The 14,973-nt window shown below is 57.2% G+C and carries 13 protein-coding genes; 2 read left to right on the forward strand and 11 right to left on the reverse strand.

Annotation, left to right across the window (positions count from 1 at the left end; translation table 11 throughout):
• Positions 1-139: 139 nt before the first annotated feature.
• The 4 genes from FMN52_RS15545 to leuS all read right to left on the reverse strand — a co-directional run bounded on the left by FMN52_RS15545 (position 140) and on the right by leuS (position 4,692).
• Entirely contained in the window at positions 140-403 is a 264-nt protein-coding gene (locus tag FMN52_RS15545) for a hypothetical protein (RefSeq protein WP_148609476.1), read from the reverse strand.
• Between the two features lie 110 nt (positions 404-513).
• A complete protein-coding gene (gene holA, locus FMN52_RS15550) occupies positions 514-1,521 on the reverse strand; it encodes a DNA polymerase III subunit delta (RefSeq protein WP_148609477.1) in 1,008 nt (335 codons plus the stop codon).
• Complete coding sequence (gene lptE, locus FMN52_RS15555; RefSeq protein WP_148609478.1) at positions 1,518-2,105, reverse strand: LPS assembly lipoprotein LptE; 588 nt, start codon at positions 2,103-2,105, stop codon at positions 1,518-1,520. The genes holA and lptE overlap by 4 nt, the downstream gene beginning before the upstream one ends.
• 1 nt (position 2,106) lies before the next feature.
• Positions 2,107-4,692 (reverse strand): leucine--tRNA ligase, encoded by a 2,586-nt coding sequence (gene leuS, locus FMN52_RS15560; protein WP_148609774.1) that lies wholly within the window; start codon positions 4,690-4,692, stop codon positions 2,107-2,109.
• Between the two features lie 200 nt (positions 4,693-4,892).
• Here leuS and FMN52_RS15565 point away from each other — a divergent pair, with 200 nt between their 5' ends.
• The gene (locus FMN52_RS15565) at positions 4,893-5,441 is read left to right on the forward strand and encodes a zinc ribbon-containing protein (protein WP_104320207.1); all 549 of its coding nucleotides are present in this window, start codon (positions 4,893-4,895) and stop codon (positions 5,439-5,441) included.
• Here the strand turns inward: FMN52_RS15565 and lnt are convergent.
• The 5 genes from lnt to miaB all read right to left on the reverse strand — a co-directional run bounded on the left by lnt (position 5,410) and on the right by miaB (position 10,969).
• Complete coding sequence (lnt, locus tag FMN52_RS15570; protein ID WP_148609479.1) at positions 5,410-6,972, reverse strand: apolipoprotein N-acyltransferase; 1,563 nt, start codon at positions 6,970-6,972, stop codon at positions 5,410-5,412. The genes FMN52_RS15565 and lnt overlap by 32 nt on opposite strands.
• The gene (locus FMN52_RS15575; protein WP_148609480.1) at positions 6,962-7,807 is read right to left on the reverse strand and encodes a transporter associated domain-containing protein; all 846 of its coding nucleotides are present in this window, start codon (positions 7,805-7,807) and stop codon (positions 6,962-6,964) included. The genes lnt and FMN52_RS15575 overlap by 11 nt, the downstream gene beginning before the upstream one ends.
• Entirely contained in the window at positions 7,804-8,277 is a 474-nt protein-coding gene (gene ybeY / locus FMN52_RS15580; RefSeq protein ID WP_148609481.1) for an rRNA maturation RNase YbeY, read from the reverse strand. The genes FMN52_RS15575 and ybeY overlap by 4 nt, the downstream gene beginning before the upstream one ends.
• Entirely contained in the window at positions 8,274-9,257 is a 984-nt protein-coding gene (locus tag FMN52_RS15585; protein ID WP_148609482.1) for a PhoH family protein, read from the reverse strand. Before FMN52_RS15585 ends, ybeY begins: the two co-directional genes overlap by 4 nt.
• Positions 9,258-9,622: 365 nt before the next feature.
• Complete coding sequence (gene miaB, locus FMN52_RS15590; protein ID WP_148609483.1) at positions 9,623-10,969, reverse strand: tRNA (N6-isopentenyl adenosine(37)-C2)-methylthiotransferase MiaB; 1,347 nt, start codon at positions 10,967-10,969, stop codon at positions 9,623-9,625.
• 186 nt (positions 10,970-11,155) lie between these two features.
• Here miaB and trmH point away from each other — a divergent pair, with 186 nt between their 5' ends.
• Complete coding sequence (trmH, locus tag FMN52_RS15595) at positions 11,156-11,938, forward strand: tRNA (guanosine(18)-2'-O)-methyltransferase TrmH (RefSeq protein ID WP_148609484.1); 783 nt, start codon at positions 11,156-11,158, stop codon at positions 11,936-11,938.
• On the opposite strand, the gene FMN52_RS15600 is transcribed toward trmH, so the two are convergent.
• Together FMN52_RS15600 and cysN are read right to left on the reverse strand one after the other, a co-directional pair.
• Positions 11,874-12,890: a nucleoid-associated protein gene (locus FMN52_RS15600; RefSeq protein ID WP_148609485.1), complete on the reverse strand. Its 1,017-nt coding sequence runs from the start codon at positions 12,888-12,890 to the stop codon at positions 11,874-11,876. The two genes, trmH and FMN52_RS15600, sit on opposite strands and share 65 nt — an antisense overlap.
• A gap of 424 nt (positions 12,891-13,314) precedes the next feature.
• Positions 13,315-14,973 (reverse strand): sulfate adenylyltransferase subunit CysN, encoded by a 1,659-nt coding sequence (cysN, locus tag FMN52_RS15605; protein WP_148609486.1) that lies wholly within the window; start codon positions 14,971-14,973, stop codon positions 13,315-13,317.

Genomic DNA, 14,973 nt, shown 5'->3' on the forward strand with positions numbered 1-14,973 from the left:
AGGACCGATCAGAATCTGATCAAGCGGGTCAAAACTATGACGCTTTGTTCACTGATACTGTGAAGTATGGCACAAAGGCTCCAAACCACGGAGCCTTTGTGGTAGAAATTTGTGGCGTATTGTTAACGGGTTAACAGTTTTACTTCAGTTTGTTCCGGATGTTCTGATAGCCGGTTTTCAGATCTTCACCCAGTTTTGAGGCGGTCTGACGCGCTTCCTGGGATGCGTTTTCGGCATCGTGCAGAACCTCATCGATCTTACTTCTGAATCGATCCCAGTCCTGTTCAAGATCATCCCATTCATCCTTAACGTCTTCCCGGGCCAGGTGCATCTGCACGCGCGCTTCATCCCGGTACTGCTTTACCTTTTCCGACAGCTTCTTGAGCTCTTCTTGAAGACTCATATCAAGCACCTCCTTGGATTGTTGGTGTGCTTACAATGCGCCCGATGGCAAAAAACTGTCAAGGGGCTGGGGCGTCAGGAGTGCACAAGGAGGGCGGAGTTTGATTCAGATCACGAACGGCCCGCGAGCAGGGCGGACATATCGCGCAAATAGTGCCAGGGGGTCAGGGGATCGAAACCCTTGGCAGCACGGTCGATCTGGCTGCAAAGAGTGATGGCCTCGTTCAGTTGAGAACGGTTCAGCCGGCGCGCAGCCTGCTCCAGTGCCCGGGCCCGTTGGGGTTGGAACACCCCCCGTTTTTTCAGGAAGGCGGCGGGATTTTCAGACTGACCGGCTGAAGACTTCAGCTCTAGCAGGAGGTTCAAGTCGCGGCTGAGAACCGACAACAGGCCCAATGGGTTTTCTCCCTCTTGCTGCAGAACGGTGATTATCTTGCCAGCGTGGGGCGCCCGGCCACTGATCAATTCTGTCACCAGTTCAAATCCATTGAATCGGGAGCTGTCCTGGACTGCCTGTTCAACGGTTTCCTCGTCAATGGTATTCCCGTTTGCCAGCAACGACAGCCTGTCGAGCTCCTGGCTGGCGGCAAGCAGGTTGCCTTCAAGGCGTTCGCCCATGATTGCCAGGGCGCCCCGGGTCAGGCTCAGGCCGCGGTTGCTGGCTCTCTGCTGGAGCCAGCCCTGGAATTTGTCGGCATCTACGGGCCACACAGGCACATGCACGCCTTTCGCCTGAAGCTCCTTGTACCATTTGCGGCGGGTTTCCGCTGCGTCCAGGCGAGCGCTGATCAGCAGAAGGATGATGTCCTCCGCAGGGTCGGCCAGTACTCGTTCCAGTACCGCACGGCCGTCGCCAAGCTTGCCGGTTGGCAGGTGAATCTCAATGCGACGCTTCTCTGCGAACAGGGACATGGCACTGAATTCTTCGGCAACGGCGTTCCAGTCCAGTTGATGGTCTGCATGGAAGGTCAGACGGTCATGAAAGCCGGCCTCTTTCGCAGTCTTTCGAACCTGATCACAACATTCCTGGACCAGCAACGGCTCATCCCCGGAAATGAGGTAGACCGGGGAGAGACCCTTTTTCAGGAGTTGGGATAGTTGTCCCGGATTGGTTTTCATGGCTTGCCTGCGGATGAGGCGTCGGCTTCCTCGTTGCGCTGGTACTCTGTCCGAATGGCTTCAATTCTCTGGGGAGTTAGCGGAGCCAGCCGGAATATCACCTGTTGCGCGAGGCGATCATCCATTTGCTGGCGTAGCGTGTCCTCTTCCCGCTGTCTTGCCAGCACGTTGGTTTCATCGTACCGGTAGCTTTCGCTGGTGGTCAGGCGCGTTGTCGCTACCATGGGAACCCGGTCTGCGCTGATCACCTCAAGGTCAACGGAGTGACGCAGCGTGTATTCTGCAGCCGCGGCCTGGGCCGTGATGGCGGTCGCGCGACGGTCCCGCTCAAAGTTTTTCAGGCGCAGAATATAGTCAGCGTCCGCAACTGGCGCGAGGTTGATGTTACCAAGGCTGAGCTGCTCACGTAATGCCCGGCACAGTGTATCGGGAACCTGTGATGAACAATCCACGGCCAGCGGCTCCAGAGCTGAAGAAACCGGCGGCGCTCCCCGCAGCTGGAACCCGCACCCCGCCAGCAGTGCCGTCATGACAGCGGCAAATACCAGGTGTGCTGAGGATCTCAGAGCGGAGCGCCGGGGCATATCAGTTAGCCACCACGTTCACCAGTTTGCCGGGGACCACGATAACCTTGCGCACCGTTGAACCCTCGGTGAAACGCATGACGTTCTCGTTCTCCAGAGCCAGTTTTTCCAGGTCGGCTTTACTGATGTCGGCAGGCACCTCTTCCTTGGCCCGCACCTTGCCATTGACTTGCAATACCACCTGAATCTGGCTGCGAAACATGGCGGATTCATCGGCTTTTGGCCAGGGCGCATCGACCACTGGATCTTCGTGACCCAGTGCCTGCCACAGGGTATGACAGATGTGCGGAACGATCGGCGACAGCACGAGTACCGCGGTGTCCAGGGCTTCCTGTCGGACCGCCCGGGTTTGCGGCTCGTCACCCTGGAGCTTGCCAACATCGTTGAGCAGCTCCATCACGGCGGCAATGGCTGTGTTGAACGTCAGTCGACGGCTGATATCGTCACTCACTTTGGCGATGGTTTCGTGAGTCTTGCGCCGCAGGTTTTTCTGGGCATCGTTCAGGTCGGCTGCATCGACTGCTGGCGCAGCGCCAGCGGCGGCCTGCTCGTTTACCAGACGCCAGACACGCTTGAGGAACCGGTGTGCACCCTCAACCCCGCTGTCGGACCATTCAAGGGACTGTTCCGGGGGTGCGGCAAACATCATGAACAGGCGAACAGTATCGGCGCCATGCTCGTCAATGATGGCCTGGGGATCGATACCATTGTTCTTGGACTTGGACATCTTTGTGACGCCGCCGGATATCACCGGCTCGCCATCCTCTTTGTGTACTGCCCGAACAGGCTGACCTTTTTCGTCACGCTCAACGGTAACGTCGGCGGGGGAGATCCATACCTTGCCGCCTTTCCCATCTTCGCGGTAATAAGTCTCTGCCAGAACCATGCCCTGGCAAAGCAGCCGGTTAAACGGCTCGGAACTGGTCACCAGCCCCACATCCCGCAGCAGCTTGTGGAAGAACCGGGCATAAAGCAGGTGCAGGATAGCGTGTTCAATGCCACCGATATACTGATCCACCGGCAGCCAGTAGTTGGCCGCGGACGGGTCCAGCATGCCCTGATCGTAATTGGGGCTGCAGAACCGGGCGTAGTACCAGGAAGACTCCATGAACGTATCGAAGGTGTCGGTTTCCAGAGTTGCCGGCTGGCCATTGAATTCGGTCTTGCACCAGTCAGGGTCGGCCTTGATGGGGGACTGCACACCGTCCATTTCCACATCTTCTGGCAGACGTACCGGAAGCTTGTCATCGGGCACCGGCATTTCGGTGCCGTCTTCCAATGTCATCATCGGAATCGGCGCGCCCCAGTAACGCTGGCGAGATACGCCCCAGTCGCGCAGGCGATAGTTCACGGTGCGCTTGCCGATTTCGTGTTCTTCAAGGTGGCTGGCGATCTCGTCGAAGGCCTCTTCGCTGGTAAGGCCGCTGTACCTGCCGGAGGACACCAGTGTGCCTTTCTCGGTAAACGCCTCTTCCTGCACATCAATTTCACGGCCATCGCGGGCGGCGATGACCTGCTTGATGGGCAGTTTGTACTTGCGGGCAAATTCATGGTCCCGCTCATCATGACCCGGAACCGCCATCAGGGCGCCGGTACCATAGTCAGTCAGCACGAAGTTGGCGACCCAGATCGGAATCTCTTCCTGGGTCAGCGGATGAATCGCCTTGAAACCGGTGTCGATGCCGCGCTTCTCCATGGTGGCAAGCTCGGCCTCCGCGGTCTTGCTGTTGCGGCACTCCTCGACAAATTCCGCCACATCGCGATGGCGGTCAGCCGCCTCCTTGGCCAGCGGATGCTCTGCGGCCACAGCCATGTAGCTCACGCCCATCAGGGTGTCGGGGCGCGTGGTGTAAACCGTCAGGCCACTGTCCCGGTCTTTCAGCGGGAAGGTCAGCTCGGTACCCTCAGACTTGCCGATCCAGTTGCGTTGCATGGTCTTGACCTGCTCGGGCCAGTCTTCCAGCTCATCCAGATCGTTCAGCAGTTCTTCGGCGTAGTCGGTAATGCGGATAAACCACTGGGGAATTTTCTTCTGCTCAACCAGTGCCCCGGAACGCCAGCCGCGACCGTCCACAACCTGCTCGTTGGCCAGAACAGTCTGGTCCACCGGGTCCCAGTTCACCGTGGACATCTTCTTGTACACCAGGCCCTTTTCGTACAGGCGGGCAAAGAACCACTGCTCCCAACGGTAGTAATCCGGCTTGCAGGTCGCCAGCTCCCGGTCCCAGTCGTATCCGAAACCCAGCTGCTTGAGCTGGTTCTTCATGTATTCGATATTGGCGTAGGTCCACTTGGCCGGCGCGGTCTTGTTGGCAATGGCGGCGTTCTCGGCGGGCAGACCAAATGCATCCCAGCCCATGGGCTGCATAACATTCTTGCCCTGCATGCGCTGATAGCGGGAAATGACATCGCCGATGGTGTAGTTACGGACATGCCCCATGTGCAGCTTGCCACTGGGGTAGGGGAACATGGACAGGCAGTAGTACTTGGGCTTGCCCGGCTCTTCCTTGACCATAAAGGTCTTGTTCTCTTCCCAGAAATTACGGGCATTCTGTTCTACGTCACGGGGATTGTATTGCTCGTCCATTCCTGCCATTACCGAAATTACCTTGTGTGGAAAAATAAAAGCCTGTATTAAAAAATCATGTCCGGAGCGGGCCGGACATTCTAACGCACACTAGCCTTTACAGGTAGTCTGCCAATTTTCTGTTCTTGTGCCAGACTTACAGCTATGGGGAAGGCTCTGGCGGGGATCTTGCACCCAACTGCGGTAATCAAGGAGTCGATATGACACAACCAGAAAGAAGTCATCTCTCAGGCAAGGCATTGGAAGTCTATGATCGTATGCTGGAGCGGGTAAAAACGCGTCTCCATGACCTGGAAGAAACATCGCTTCAGAACCTGGAAGAAGAGGTCCAGAAAGCGGTGGAGTTCGAGTACGAACTGGAGGAAATGACCAGGGATGAGGCAAACCTTCTCGGGGCCTATCTACAGCGGGATCTTGAGCACCTGCTGCATTTTGTGGAAGAGACGGGTGAGGGTCTGAGTGAATGGTTGCAGCTTGATATCGCGCTGCTGGAACACCAACTGGCGGACAGTTTGTTCTCGGTGGCTGACAAGACCGTGGTCGATTTTCTGGAGCTCAAACAAAAACTGGAAAACAAGGAAGTAGGCCAGTATATCTCAGGCGAGGTAGCCACGGCCGGGATGTTCCAGTGCCTGAACTGCGGGCACATGCGGTGCCTCACAGCTACCAGCCATCTGGAACCCTGTGAGGCTTGCGGCTCCCACTACTACGAGCGAGTTACGAGCCGCTGGCCGAAACAGGAGGAATGATCCGCTCCCGGACAAAGACAATTAGAATGACCGCCAGGGTCAGGACCGGCCAGGAGCCAGTTTGCATGTAAGGCGTGCTGCCCGTGGCGGTGAACACTTCGCCCGTCAGGGTGGCGCGCTCGAACTGGGGAATGGTTTCTGTAAGTTCGCCCTTGCTATTGATAATCGCGGTCACGCCATTGTTGGTGCCGCGGAGCATGTAGCGACCGGTTTCCAGTGCCCGCATTCTGGCTATCTGCAAGTGCTGTAATGGGCCAATGGAATCGCCGAACCAGCCATCGTTACTGATAGTGAGCAGCAGACCCGCCCCCCGGGCGTTAAAGGCAACAAAATCAGAGTAGGCGACTTCATAGCAGATGAAGGGCATCACATTGACGCCATTGGCCTTGAGCGGATCCTGCCACTCCGGCCCCCGGCTGAAATCACTCATGGGCAAATCGAAGAAACCAATCAACCCCCGCAACACGCTCTGCAGTGGCACGTACTCCCCGAATGGCACCAGCTTCTGCTTGTGGTAGATACCCTCGCCGTTGCCGATGGCCATGATGCTGTTGTGGAAGGTGAAATCTTCAATACGGTCGCTGAAACCGTACCAGGGTATGCCGGTAATCAGGGTACTGTTCTCGCCAAGCTCTTCACTGATGTGATCGATGATCTTGCCGGCCTGGTCCTGAGGGATGGGAATGGCAGTTTCCGGCCAGAGAATCAGGTCCTTGTCCCAGTGGTCTTCGGTCATGCCCAGATAAGTGACGATCTGGTCCTTCAGAAATTCCGGATCCCATTTAATCTGCTGGGGAATATTGCCCTGCATGGCGGCAAACGATGTAGGGGCTTCGCTCAGATCAGTCCAGTCGACACGGTTCATGGCCGGGGCAACTAGCCAGGGAATCAGGGCAACCACGAGCGTGACGCCCGTTGCTACCGGTTTGAGGTGCTTCAGAAGCCACCAGCCGCCGTAAAGCGCAGCACCGGTAGCGGTAATCCAGAAAGTAATGCCATGCACGCCGGCCAACGGTGCCAGCCCGGCGAGGGGGCCGTCGGTGTGTGCCGTGCCCAGGTACAGCCAGGGAAATCCGGTTAGTAGCCAGCCGCGGAGCCAGTCGCCGAGGATCCAGATAGCCGGGAAAAGGATCAGGCGCCTGGCCGGGCTATCCTTGGCAAGCTTACCCCAGAACCAGAAGGCCAGGCCGTGGAACAATGCCAGGCCCGCCACGAACAGCACGGTCAGCAGAATGGCAACGGGGACCGCGGTGTTGCCGTGTTCGCTGATGCTGATGTAGACCCAGCTGGCGCCACTGCCAAACAGTCCAAGTCCGGTTAGCCATCCGGCCCGGAATAGCTTCCCTGGTGCAAGGGGAACGGTGACAAGGAGGATCAGTAGAACCGAGACCGGCCCTAACCACCAAAGGTTGAACGGCGAAAAGGTCAGGGTTTGCATGGCGCCGGCAGCCAGAAGGGTGGCGGCGCCCAGCCATGTGTTGGAGGACAGCGGAGTGTTCAGCGCCCTCGTGTTTCTGGCGTCACTGGTCACTTCGGGTTACCTGCAGCAGACGGATTACGCGGTTATCGGCGTTGGCAATGGTAAAGCGCAAACCTCCGAATTCAACCGATTCGCCCCGTCTGGGCAGGTGTCCGAATTCCTTGAGAACCACGCCACCAATGGTATCGAATTCCTCTTCGTCCAATTCGGTCTCGAAGAACTCATTGAAATCGTCAATAGGCGTCACTGCTTTCACGGCGTGGCTGCCATCGCCCCGGGCCTTGATGTGGGTTTCTTCATCAAAATCGTGCTCGTCTTCTATTTCACCAACAATCTGTTCAAGCACGTCTTCAATGGTGATCAACCCGGCGGTGCCGCCGTATTCGTCCACCACAATGGCCATATGGTTGCGGTTTTCCTTGAACTCCTTGAGCAGCTGGTTCAGGCGCTTGCTCTCGGGAACGAAGGTGGGTGGGCGCAGGATTTCCCGGATACGGTTCCAGTTAAGATCGTTGTTAAGCGCCAGGGGAAGCAGATCCTTGGCCAGAAGAACGCCAATCACGTCGTCCTGGCTGTCCCCGATGACCGGGAACCGGCTGTGTGCAGAATCCATGATTTCGCTCAGAAACTCTTTGGGTTCCTGGGATGCCTTGACCGTGACCATCTGTGATCGGGGAATCATGATTTCATCCACCCGCATGTCGATCACCTGCATGGCACCTTCGATGATGCTCATGGCATCAACATCGATGATGTTCTGGGACTCCGCGTCCCGCAGGATTTCCAGCACGTCCTCAACGGACTCAGGCCCGCTGGAGAAGGCCTGTGATATACGTTCCAGCCAGGACTTTCCGCCCTGACTGCGACTCGACTGATCGTCGCTCATGAGTCTTTTTCCGTTTCCTCTGCTTCGTAGGGATTGCCAAATCCGAGCTGCGTGAGCAGCCGGACTTCGAGGGCTTCCATGACCTCGGCATCTTCGTCTTCAATATGGTCAAAACCTTGGAGATGCAGCATGCCATGCACCACCATGTGAGCCCAATGGGCGTCCAGGATTTTGTCTTGCTCCTTGGCCTCTGTCTCGACAACCGGCGCACAAATCACCAGATCGCCGGCCAATGGCACCGTTATACCGGGTGGGGCTTCAAATGGGAAGGACAACACGTTGGTCGGATAGTCCCGCCCCCGGTACTGATGATTCAGGGCCTGGCTCTCTTCGGTCCCGACAATACGGACCGTCACCTCAGACGGATCCTCGCCCTGCCAGGCAAGTTGCGCCCATTGTTGAATCTGCGCCTCCGAGGGTATTCCAGGCGCCTCGAAAACCTGCTGAAAATCCACTGTCAGCTTGCTCACTGGCCGGTTGCACTCCCGTCATCAAAGGAATCGTAGGCTTCGACAATGCGCTGGACCAGCGGATGACGGACCACATCCTTGGCTTCGAATCGGGTAAACCCGATGCCCGGCACCTTGCTCAGAACGCCGGCGGCATGAATCAGGCCCGAATTCTGGCCACGGGGCAGGTCCACCTGTGTGGTGTCGCCGGTGATTACGGCAGTAGAGCCAAAGCCGATCCGGGTCAGGAACATCTTCATCTGCTCCCGGGTGGTGTTCTGGCTTTCGTCCAGAATAATGAAGGAGTTGTTCAGTGTTCGGCCGCGCATGAACGCCAGTGGCGCAATCTCGATCACGCTTTTCTCGATTAGACGGGTAACCTGTTCAAACCCGAGCATCTCATAAAGTGCGTCGTAGAGCGGGCGCAGGTAGGGATCCACCTTCTGGGCCAGGTCGCCGGGGAGGAAACCAAGCTTCTCGCCGGCCTCGACCGCTGGCCGAACCAGCAGAATTCGTTTCACCTGCTCGTCTTTCAGGGCCTCAACGGCACACGCCACTGCCAACCAGGTCTTGCCGGTACCTGCCGGCCCGATCCCGAAGTTGATATCGTGGGTGCGGATGTTGTGAACATACTTCTGCTGGTTAGCACCCCGGGGCTTGGCCTGCAGCTTTGGCGTTTTGATAACCGTCACGGCACCATCGTAGGGAACGTCTTCCGGCAGGCGTTCAAAGCCGGTTTCCCGGATAAACAGATGCACAGTATCTGGCGGAATGTCATCCGTGGCCTCGGTTTCCCGATACAGATGTCGGATAACCTCAACGGCCGCTGCAACATGCTCGGTTTCCCCTTCCACCCGGAAATGATGACCGCGCCTGCCGACTTTTACGTGCAGGCGTTTTTCAATCATCTTCAGGTTTTCATCAAACTGGCCGCAAAGCGTCGCCAGCCGACGCTGGTCCACCGGGTGCAGGTCAAATTGTCTGTGATCGTTGGCGTTCAAAAGTGCTCCGTTTTGGTTTTGGAGAACGGGTATATGATTTTGGTGCAACGGGCGAGGGCCGGAAGGAGCTTCCAAAAAACGCCCGTAAATACATCCTTGTAGGGCTCGGTCGCGCCATCCCTGGCGCTCCACGTTTTTGGAAGCTCCTTCCGGCCCTCGCCCTGATCAATCTATGTGCAGGCCCGAATATGAAAAAACAAGTAGGTCGGATTAGCCGGAGGCGTAATCCGACTGGTTTACTCGTTACAGGCACGTTGTTGGATTACGACTTCGTCTAATCCAACCTACGAATGCTCAGCTTACTAACGCGCAGACGACTGTACCACTCGCCATGCACCAAGCCCCGGACGAATAGGAAACCAGACTCAATAAAGCTCTGAACCCACGGGAACACCCCGCAGAGAATTGGCATAAGCCTCCACAATCTCCACGTCAATAAAGTGCCCAACAACCTCCGGATTCTCATGCCGAAAATTCACAATTCGGTTGTTCTCGGTACGCCCCGCGTACTCGCCAGGGTCCTTCTTGGACAGACCGGTCACCAGAATCCGCTGGGTGCTGCCAACCATCTTGCGGCTGATGTCCATTACATTCTGATTCAGGCGATCCTGCAGAATGCTCAGGCGCTGTTTCTTGATGTCCATCGGCGTATCGTCCGGCAGGTCCGATGCAGGTGTTCCCGGACGGGCGCTATAGACGAAGCTGAAGGACATATCGAAGCCGATGTCGTTGATCAGCTTCATGGTGTCCTCGAAGTCCTTTTCGGTTTCACCAGGGAAACCGATGATGAAGTCGGACGAAAAGCTGATGTCCGGGCGGATCTTGCGAAGACGGCGTAGTTTGGATTTGTACTCCAGTGCCGTGTGGCCTCGCTTCATGGCGGCCAGGATCCGGTCCGAACCGCTCTGGACCGGCAGGTGCAGGTGGTTTACCAGCTCAGGAACCCGCTCGTACACATCAATCAGGGAATCGGAGAATTCTACCGGGTGCGACGTTGTGTAACGGATCCGGTCGATGCCGTCGATGGTCGCGATCAGTTCGATCAGCTCCGCCAGGTCCATGGTGTCGCCGTCGTGGGTTTCGCCCCGGTAAGCGTTCACGTTCTGGCCCAGGAGATTCACTTCACGAACACCCTGGCCCGCCAGGTGGGCCACTTCGGCAATCACGTCGTCGGCTGGTCGGCTGACTTCTTCCCCGCGGGTGTAGGGCACCACGCAGAAGGTGCAGTACTTGCTGCAGCCTTCCATGATCGAAACGAACGCCGAGGGGCCGTCTGCGCCAGGTTCGGGCAGGTTGTCGAATTTCTCGATTTCCGGGAAGCTGACATCCACAACACCAACGCCGTTACCCTTCGCCCGCACTTCGGTAATCATGTCCGGCAGGCGATGCAGGGTTTGCGGGCCAAAGACCATGTCGACGTAGGGCGCTCGGTCCAGGATGGCCTGGCCTTCCTGGGAGGCAACGCAACCGCCGACGCCGATGATCATCTCGGGCTTTTTGCTTTTCAGCTTTTTCCAGCGGCCAAGCTGGTGAAATACCTTTTCCTGGGCTTTTTCCCGAATAGAGCAGGTGTTCAGCAGCAGGATGTCGGCGTCATCGGGTGAATCGGTCATTTCGACGGTTTCACCGGTCTTGAGCAGGTCTGCCATGCGGGCAGAGTCGTACTCGTTCATCTGACAGCCGTGGGTTTTGATGTACAGCTTTTTGGCCATGGGTCTCACGTAATCTGATGGATGTTGCGCCGGGAACTGGATGTTTGAAACGAGGCGCCAGCAAAAAGGAACTGCGTATTATAACGGGGTGCTTAAACTTCAACCACCTTTGTCTCGGCTAGTTGCTAGTCCGCTTGTGGTATTATTTTTGGTTCTTTAAATCGACAATCAAGCCCGAATACAATCATGACCCCCGAACGCCTCGCCCGAATCAAACAAACCCTCAACACCCGGCAGCCGGATCTGAGCGTCCTCACCGACCAGGTGCACAAACCCCGGAATCTGTCGGCCATCATCCGCTCCTGCGACGCGTTTGGCCTTGCCAACATGCACGTGGTCTGGCCAAAGGAAGGCTTCCGGGCCTTTCGAAAAACTGCTGGTGGTAGCTACAACTGGGTCACCACCCACACCCACCGGAGCATGGACGAAGCGATCGAAAGTCTGAAAGGGCAGGGCCACAAGCTATACGCCGCCCAGCTTTCCGATCGGGCGATTGATTTCCGGGAGGCGGACTACACGGTGCCCTGTACGGTGATTATGGGGAACGAAGTGGACGGCGTCAGCGCCGATGCCGCGGCCCAGGCCGACGAGCACATCGTTATCCCGATGATGGGGATGGTGGAGTCGCTCAACGTCTCGTCCGCCTGCGCGATTATCCTGTCCGAAGCCCAGAGGCAAAGAAAACTGGCCGGCATGTTTGATCAGCGTCGTTTGCCGGATGACGAATACAACCGTCTGCTCTTCCGCTGGTGTCAGCCGACAGTCAAGCGCTACTGCGACGACCGCAATCTGCCATACCCGCCCATCGATCCTGAAACCGGCGAACTGATCGATGGGGTGGGTTGGATGCAGGAAGTCCGAAAGTTGCGGGCCAATCGCCCCCGGTGGGATGACCCGGGAAATGTCACTCCTCGCGAGCCTCAAGATACCGCTGAAGCTGCTCCCGCAAAGCCTTGGGAAGCCGGGTAATCGTCAACGCATCTTTGTCACGGTCATAGTAGACCGCCTGATTCACCAGGTCGGATGAAAAAGACACACTCATGCCGCCTCCAGAGCCTGCAATACGCACCAGCTTCTTCACCTTGCGGTGATCCGGGTGGAGCACGCCGCTTTCGGGCAGTTCGGCGGCTTTCGAGGCGAATTCCTTGAAGCGTTGCGGCTCGCTTTCGTCCAGGTAGCCGGACAGTGCCTCGATTTCGACTGGCTCCCCCAGGGCGTGCTGCTCCTTACAGAATTCATAAGCCTTATTGCGAACCTCGCCGGCTTTCTCTGGCTCCGAGGACTTTGCGAAGGCCTCAACCGCATCCAGGAAGGTCATGGTTTCCTTTTCCACATCGACCTGATTGTTAAAGCCACACAGTCGAATGAACAGCTCTCCGGGTTCACCGCTGCCACGGCCGTGAACCAGGGTCAGGTAGTTTTCAGCCGCGTTGTTGCTGCGCCAGTCGTCCAACTCAATTCGAACGGCCAGATTCAGACGGGAAAGGCTGAGGACGTCGGTCGCATCCAGTGACTGGTTGCCATCGAAACGCATGGCGCTGTCGGTTTCCAGAATAAACAGGTAAACCACCTCGGCGTCTGCCAGGGCATCATGGACAATCATCAGATGGCCATCGAATTCTTCCTGGCTGCCCGTGAGCAGTTCCTGCCACTGTCCGAACAGGCGGTCGGTCATGGCGCTAAAGGTTTGCTTGTCTTCCAGATAGTCCTTCAGCCAGGCGCTGAACGGGCACTCGCCCAAGTCCTCGGAGAACCGGCCGTATTTCTTGCCGGGTTTGCTATTGAAAAGCCGCTTCATTTGCTTGTGCAGCCCTTCGTAATCGCCACCGGGCTCCTGCAGGGCCTCACCGGTCACGAGGCGGGCAGGCTGGCCCGGCTGGTACTGGCTGGCGAAGGCAGTGCGGAGGTGTTTGATGGCCATTTTTGGCTCCTGTTCGTTGTTTCGGTTGACTCAGAGAGGCGGGATTCTGCCACGATTTGGTGGCGGATTCATTGGTAGCCTGAAGGTTTGCGGGAGGGCCGCAGGGCAGGTCATTCTTTTTCTTACGAAAAAACAACTCGCTTCGCTCAGACATTTTTTTCTCCAGAAAAAGACCTACCTACCCCACGTCCACGGGCCTTTAAGCGGTCCGCCCAACGCAGTAGTCGAATCTTTCTCCGCATTTTTGCTTTGAGAATTGGCAACAGAGTATGCCGGCGGTGGGGTGGGGGTATCTTTTTCTGCCGGGAAAAGATGTCTGAGCGAAGCGAGTTGCTTTTCACAAAGAAAAAGATACCCCCACCCCGGCGCCAGCCACGAAAGTAGCCAGCCACCGAAGTAGGGATATCTCCAGTCAGTTCAAAGCTTAGACCCGCTTACTGCGAATCAACTCCTGAACAAGCTTGCTTACAGCCTCAGGAATCTCCTGCTCGCTGTCGGCGGTTGCCGCTGCGTTGGCGATGTCAGTGCCGAGGTTAACGGCAATGGCTACCAATCCGTGGGAAGTCAGAAGCTGGGCAACGCGGCGGCGTTCGTCGGCATCGCCAGCGTTTTCTTCGGTGACCACAACCGCGGTTTTGCCCTGATCGAACAGGGCACGCTCAACAGCGAGTGCCAGTGCCGGCGCCTGTTTGCCGTTGCAGGCAATGATGGCCGGCTTCTGGGCCAGACGGCGTTCGCGTTCCTCGACCGAAACGGGGTCGAGAGATTCGCCGGAATCGGCCAAGCCAGCCACCATGCCGGCACCGATGGTGACGTTGGAAAGCCGGTCGATCACGATGAAGCTGCCAGTGGCGTGGTTGCGCTGGTAGGCGTCAAATGCGATCGGCTGGTTCAGGGTCAGCTCACACAGGCCAATTTCGTTCAGCTGGAGCTGGCTTGGGTTGGCCTGCTGTTCCAGGGTGTTTACGTCAGTCTGGTGGTGGATCTTTTTCACCGAACCGGAGGTAAAGGTTGGTCCCAGCTTGATATCGTAAAGACGGCCCGTTTCCAGTGGCGCATCGGTCATCCAGACGATATTTGCGTTGAAGCGGTTGCCCACTTCCGGTTCATCTTCCACTTTTACCAGCATGTCGCCGCGGCTGATGTCGATTTCGTCGGTCAAAGTGAGCGTAACCGCCTGGTCGATGTAGGCCTCTTCCAGATTGCCATCGAAAGTGACGACTTCTTTGACCGTGCTGGTCCGGCGTGAGGGCAGGGCCATTACCTGTTCACCCGGGCGGATGACGCCCGAAGCAATGGTGCCGCAGAAGCCCCGGAAATTGAGGTTCGGGCGGGTAACGTACTGAACCGGGAAACGGAAATGCTCCAGGTTCTTGTCCCGGCCCACTTCCACGGTTTCCAGGATCTCCATCAGCGGCTGACCGGTAAACCAGGGTGTGTTCTCGCTCTTGTTCACCACGTTGTCGCCTTCCAGGGCGGACAGCGGCACAAAACGAATATCCTTCAGCCCCAGCTTGGCGGCGAACGCCAGGTAATCGTCTTTGATTTCGTTGAAGCGTTCTTCGCTGAAATCCACCAGATCCATCTTGTTCACCGCCACGACAATATGGCGGATGCCAAGAAGAGAAGCGATGTACGAGTGCCGACGGGTCTGGGTGAGCACGCCGTGGCGGGCGTCGATCATCAGGATCGCTACTTGGGCGGTGGATGCGCCGGTGGCCATGTTTCGGGTGTACTGTTCATGGCCTGGGGTGTCGGCAATGATGAACTTGCGCTTGTCGGTGGAGAAATACCGATAGGCCACATCAATCGTGATGCCCTGTTCCCGCTCCGCCTGCAGGCCGTCCACCAGTAGGGCGAGATCAAGCTTCTCGCCGGTGGTGCCCATCTTGGCGCTGTCGGTTTTCAGACTGGCCATATGATCTTCGTAGATCATTTTGGTGTCATGGAGCAGCCGGCCGATCAGGGTGCTCTTGCCGTCGTCCACGCTTCCGCAGGTGAGCAGGCGCAGGAGTTCCTTGTTTTCGTGTTGCTTCAGGTAGGCCTGAATATCTTCTGCAATGAGATCAGACTGGTGTGACAT

It is taken from the genome of Marinobacter sp. BW6 (assembly GCF_008107725.1).
In the GTDB taxonomy this organism is placed as follows: domain Bacteria; phylum Pseudomonadota; class Gammaproteobacteria; order Pseudomonadales; family Oleiphilaceae; genus Marinobacter.

Coding starts and splice junctions, on each gene's coding strand:
- FMN52_RS15545 (WP_148609476.1), bottom strand. CDS start 403: ATGAGTCTTCAAGAAGAGCTCAAGAAGCTGTCGGAAAAGGTAAAGCAG.
- holA (WP_148609477.1), bottom strand. CDS start 1,521: ATGAAAACCAATCCGGGACAACTATCCCAACTCCTGAAAAAGGGTCTC.
- lptE (WP_148609478.1), bottom strand. CDS start 2,105: ATGCCCCGGCGCTCCGCTCTGAGATCCTCAGCACACCTGGTATTTGCC.
- leuS (WP_148609774.1), bottom strand. CDS start 4,692: ATGGACGAGCAATACAATCCCCGTGACGTAGAACAGAATGCCCGTAAT.
- FMN52_RS15565 (WP_104320207.1), top strand. CDS start 4,893: ATGACACAACCAGAAAGAAGTCATCTCTCAGGCAAGGCATTGGAAGTC.
- FMN52_RS15575 (WP_148609480.1), bottom strand. CDS start 7,807: ATGAGCGACGATCAGTCGAGTCGCAGTCAGGGCGGAAAGTCCTGGCTG.
- miaB (WP_148609483.1), bottom strand. CDS start 10,969: ATGGCCAAAAAGCTGTACATCAAAACCCACGGCTGTCAGATGAACGAG.
- trmH (WP_148609484.1), top strand. CDS start 11,156: ATGACCCCCGAACGCCTCGCCCGAATCAAACAAACCCTCAACACCCGG.
- FMN52_RS15600 (WP_148609485.1), bottom strand. CDS start 12,890: ATGGCCATCAAACACCTCCGCACTGCCTTCGCCAGCCAGTACCAGCCG.
- cysN (WP_148609486.1), bottom strand. CDS start 14,973: ATGTCACACCAGTCTGATCTCATTGCAGAAGATATTCAGGCCTACCTG.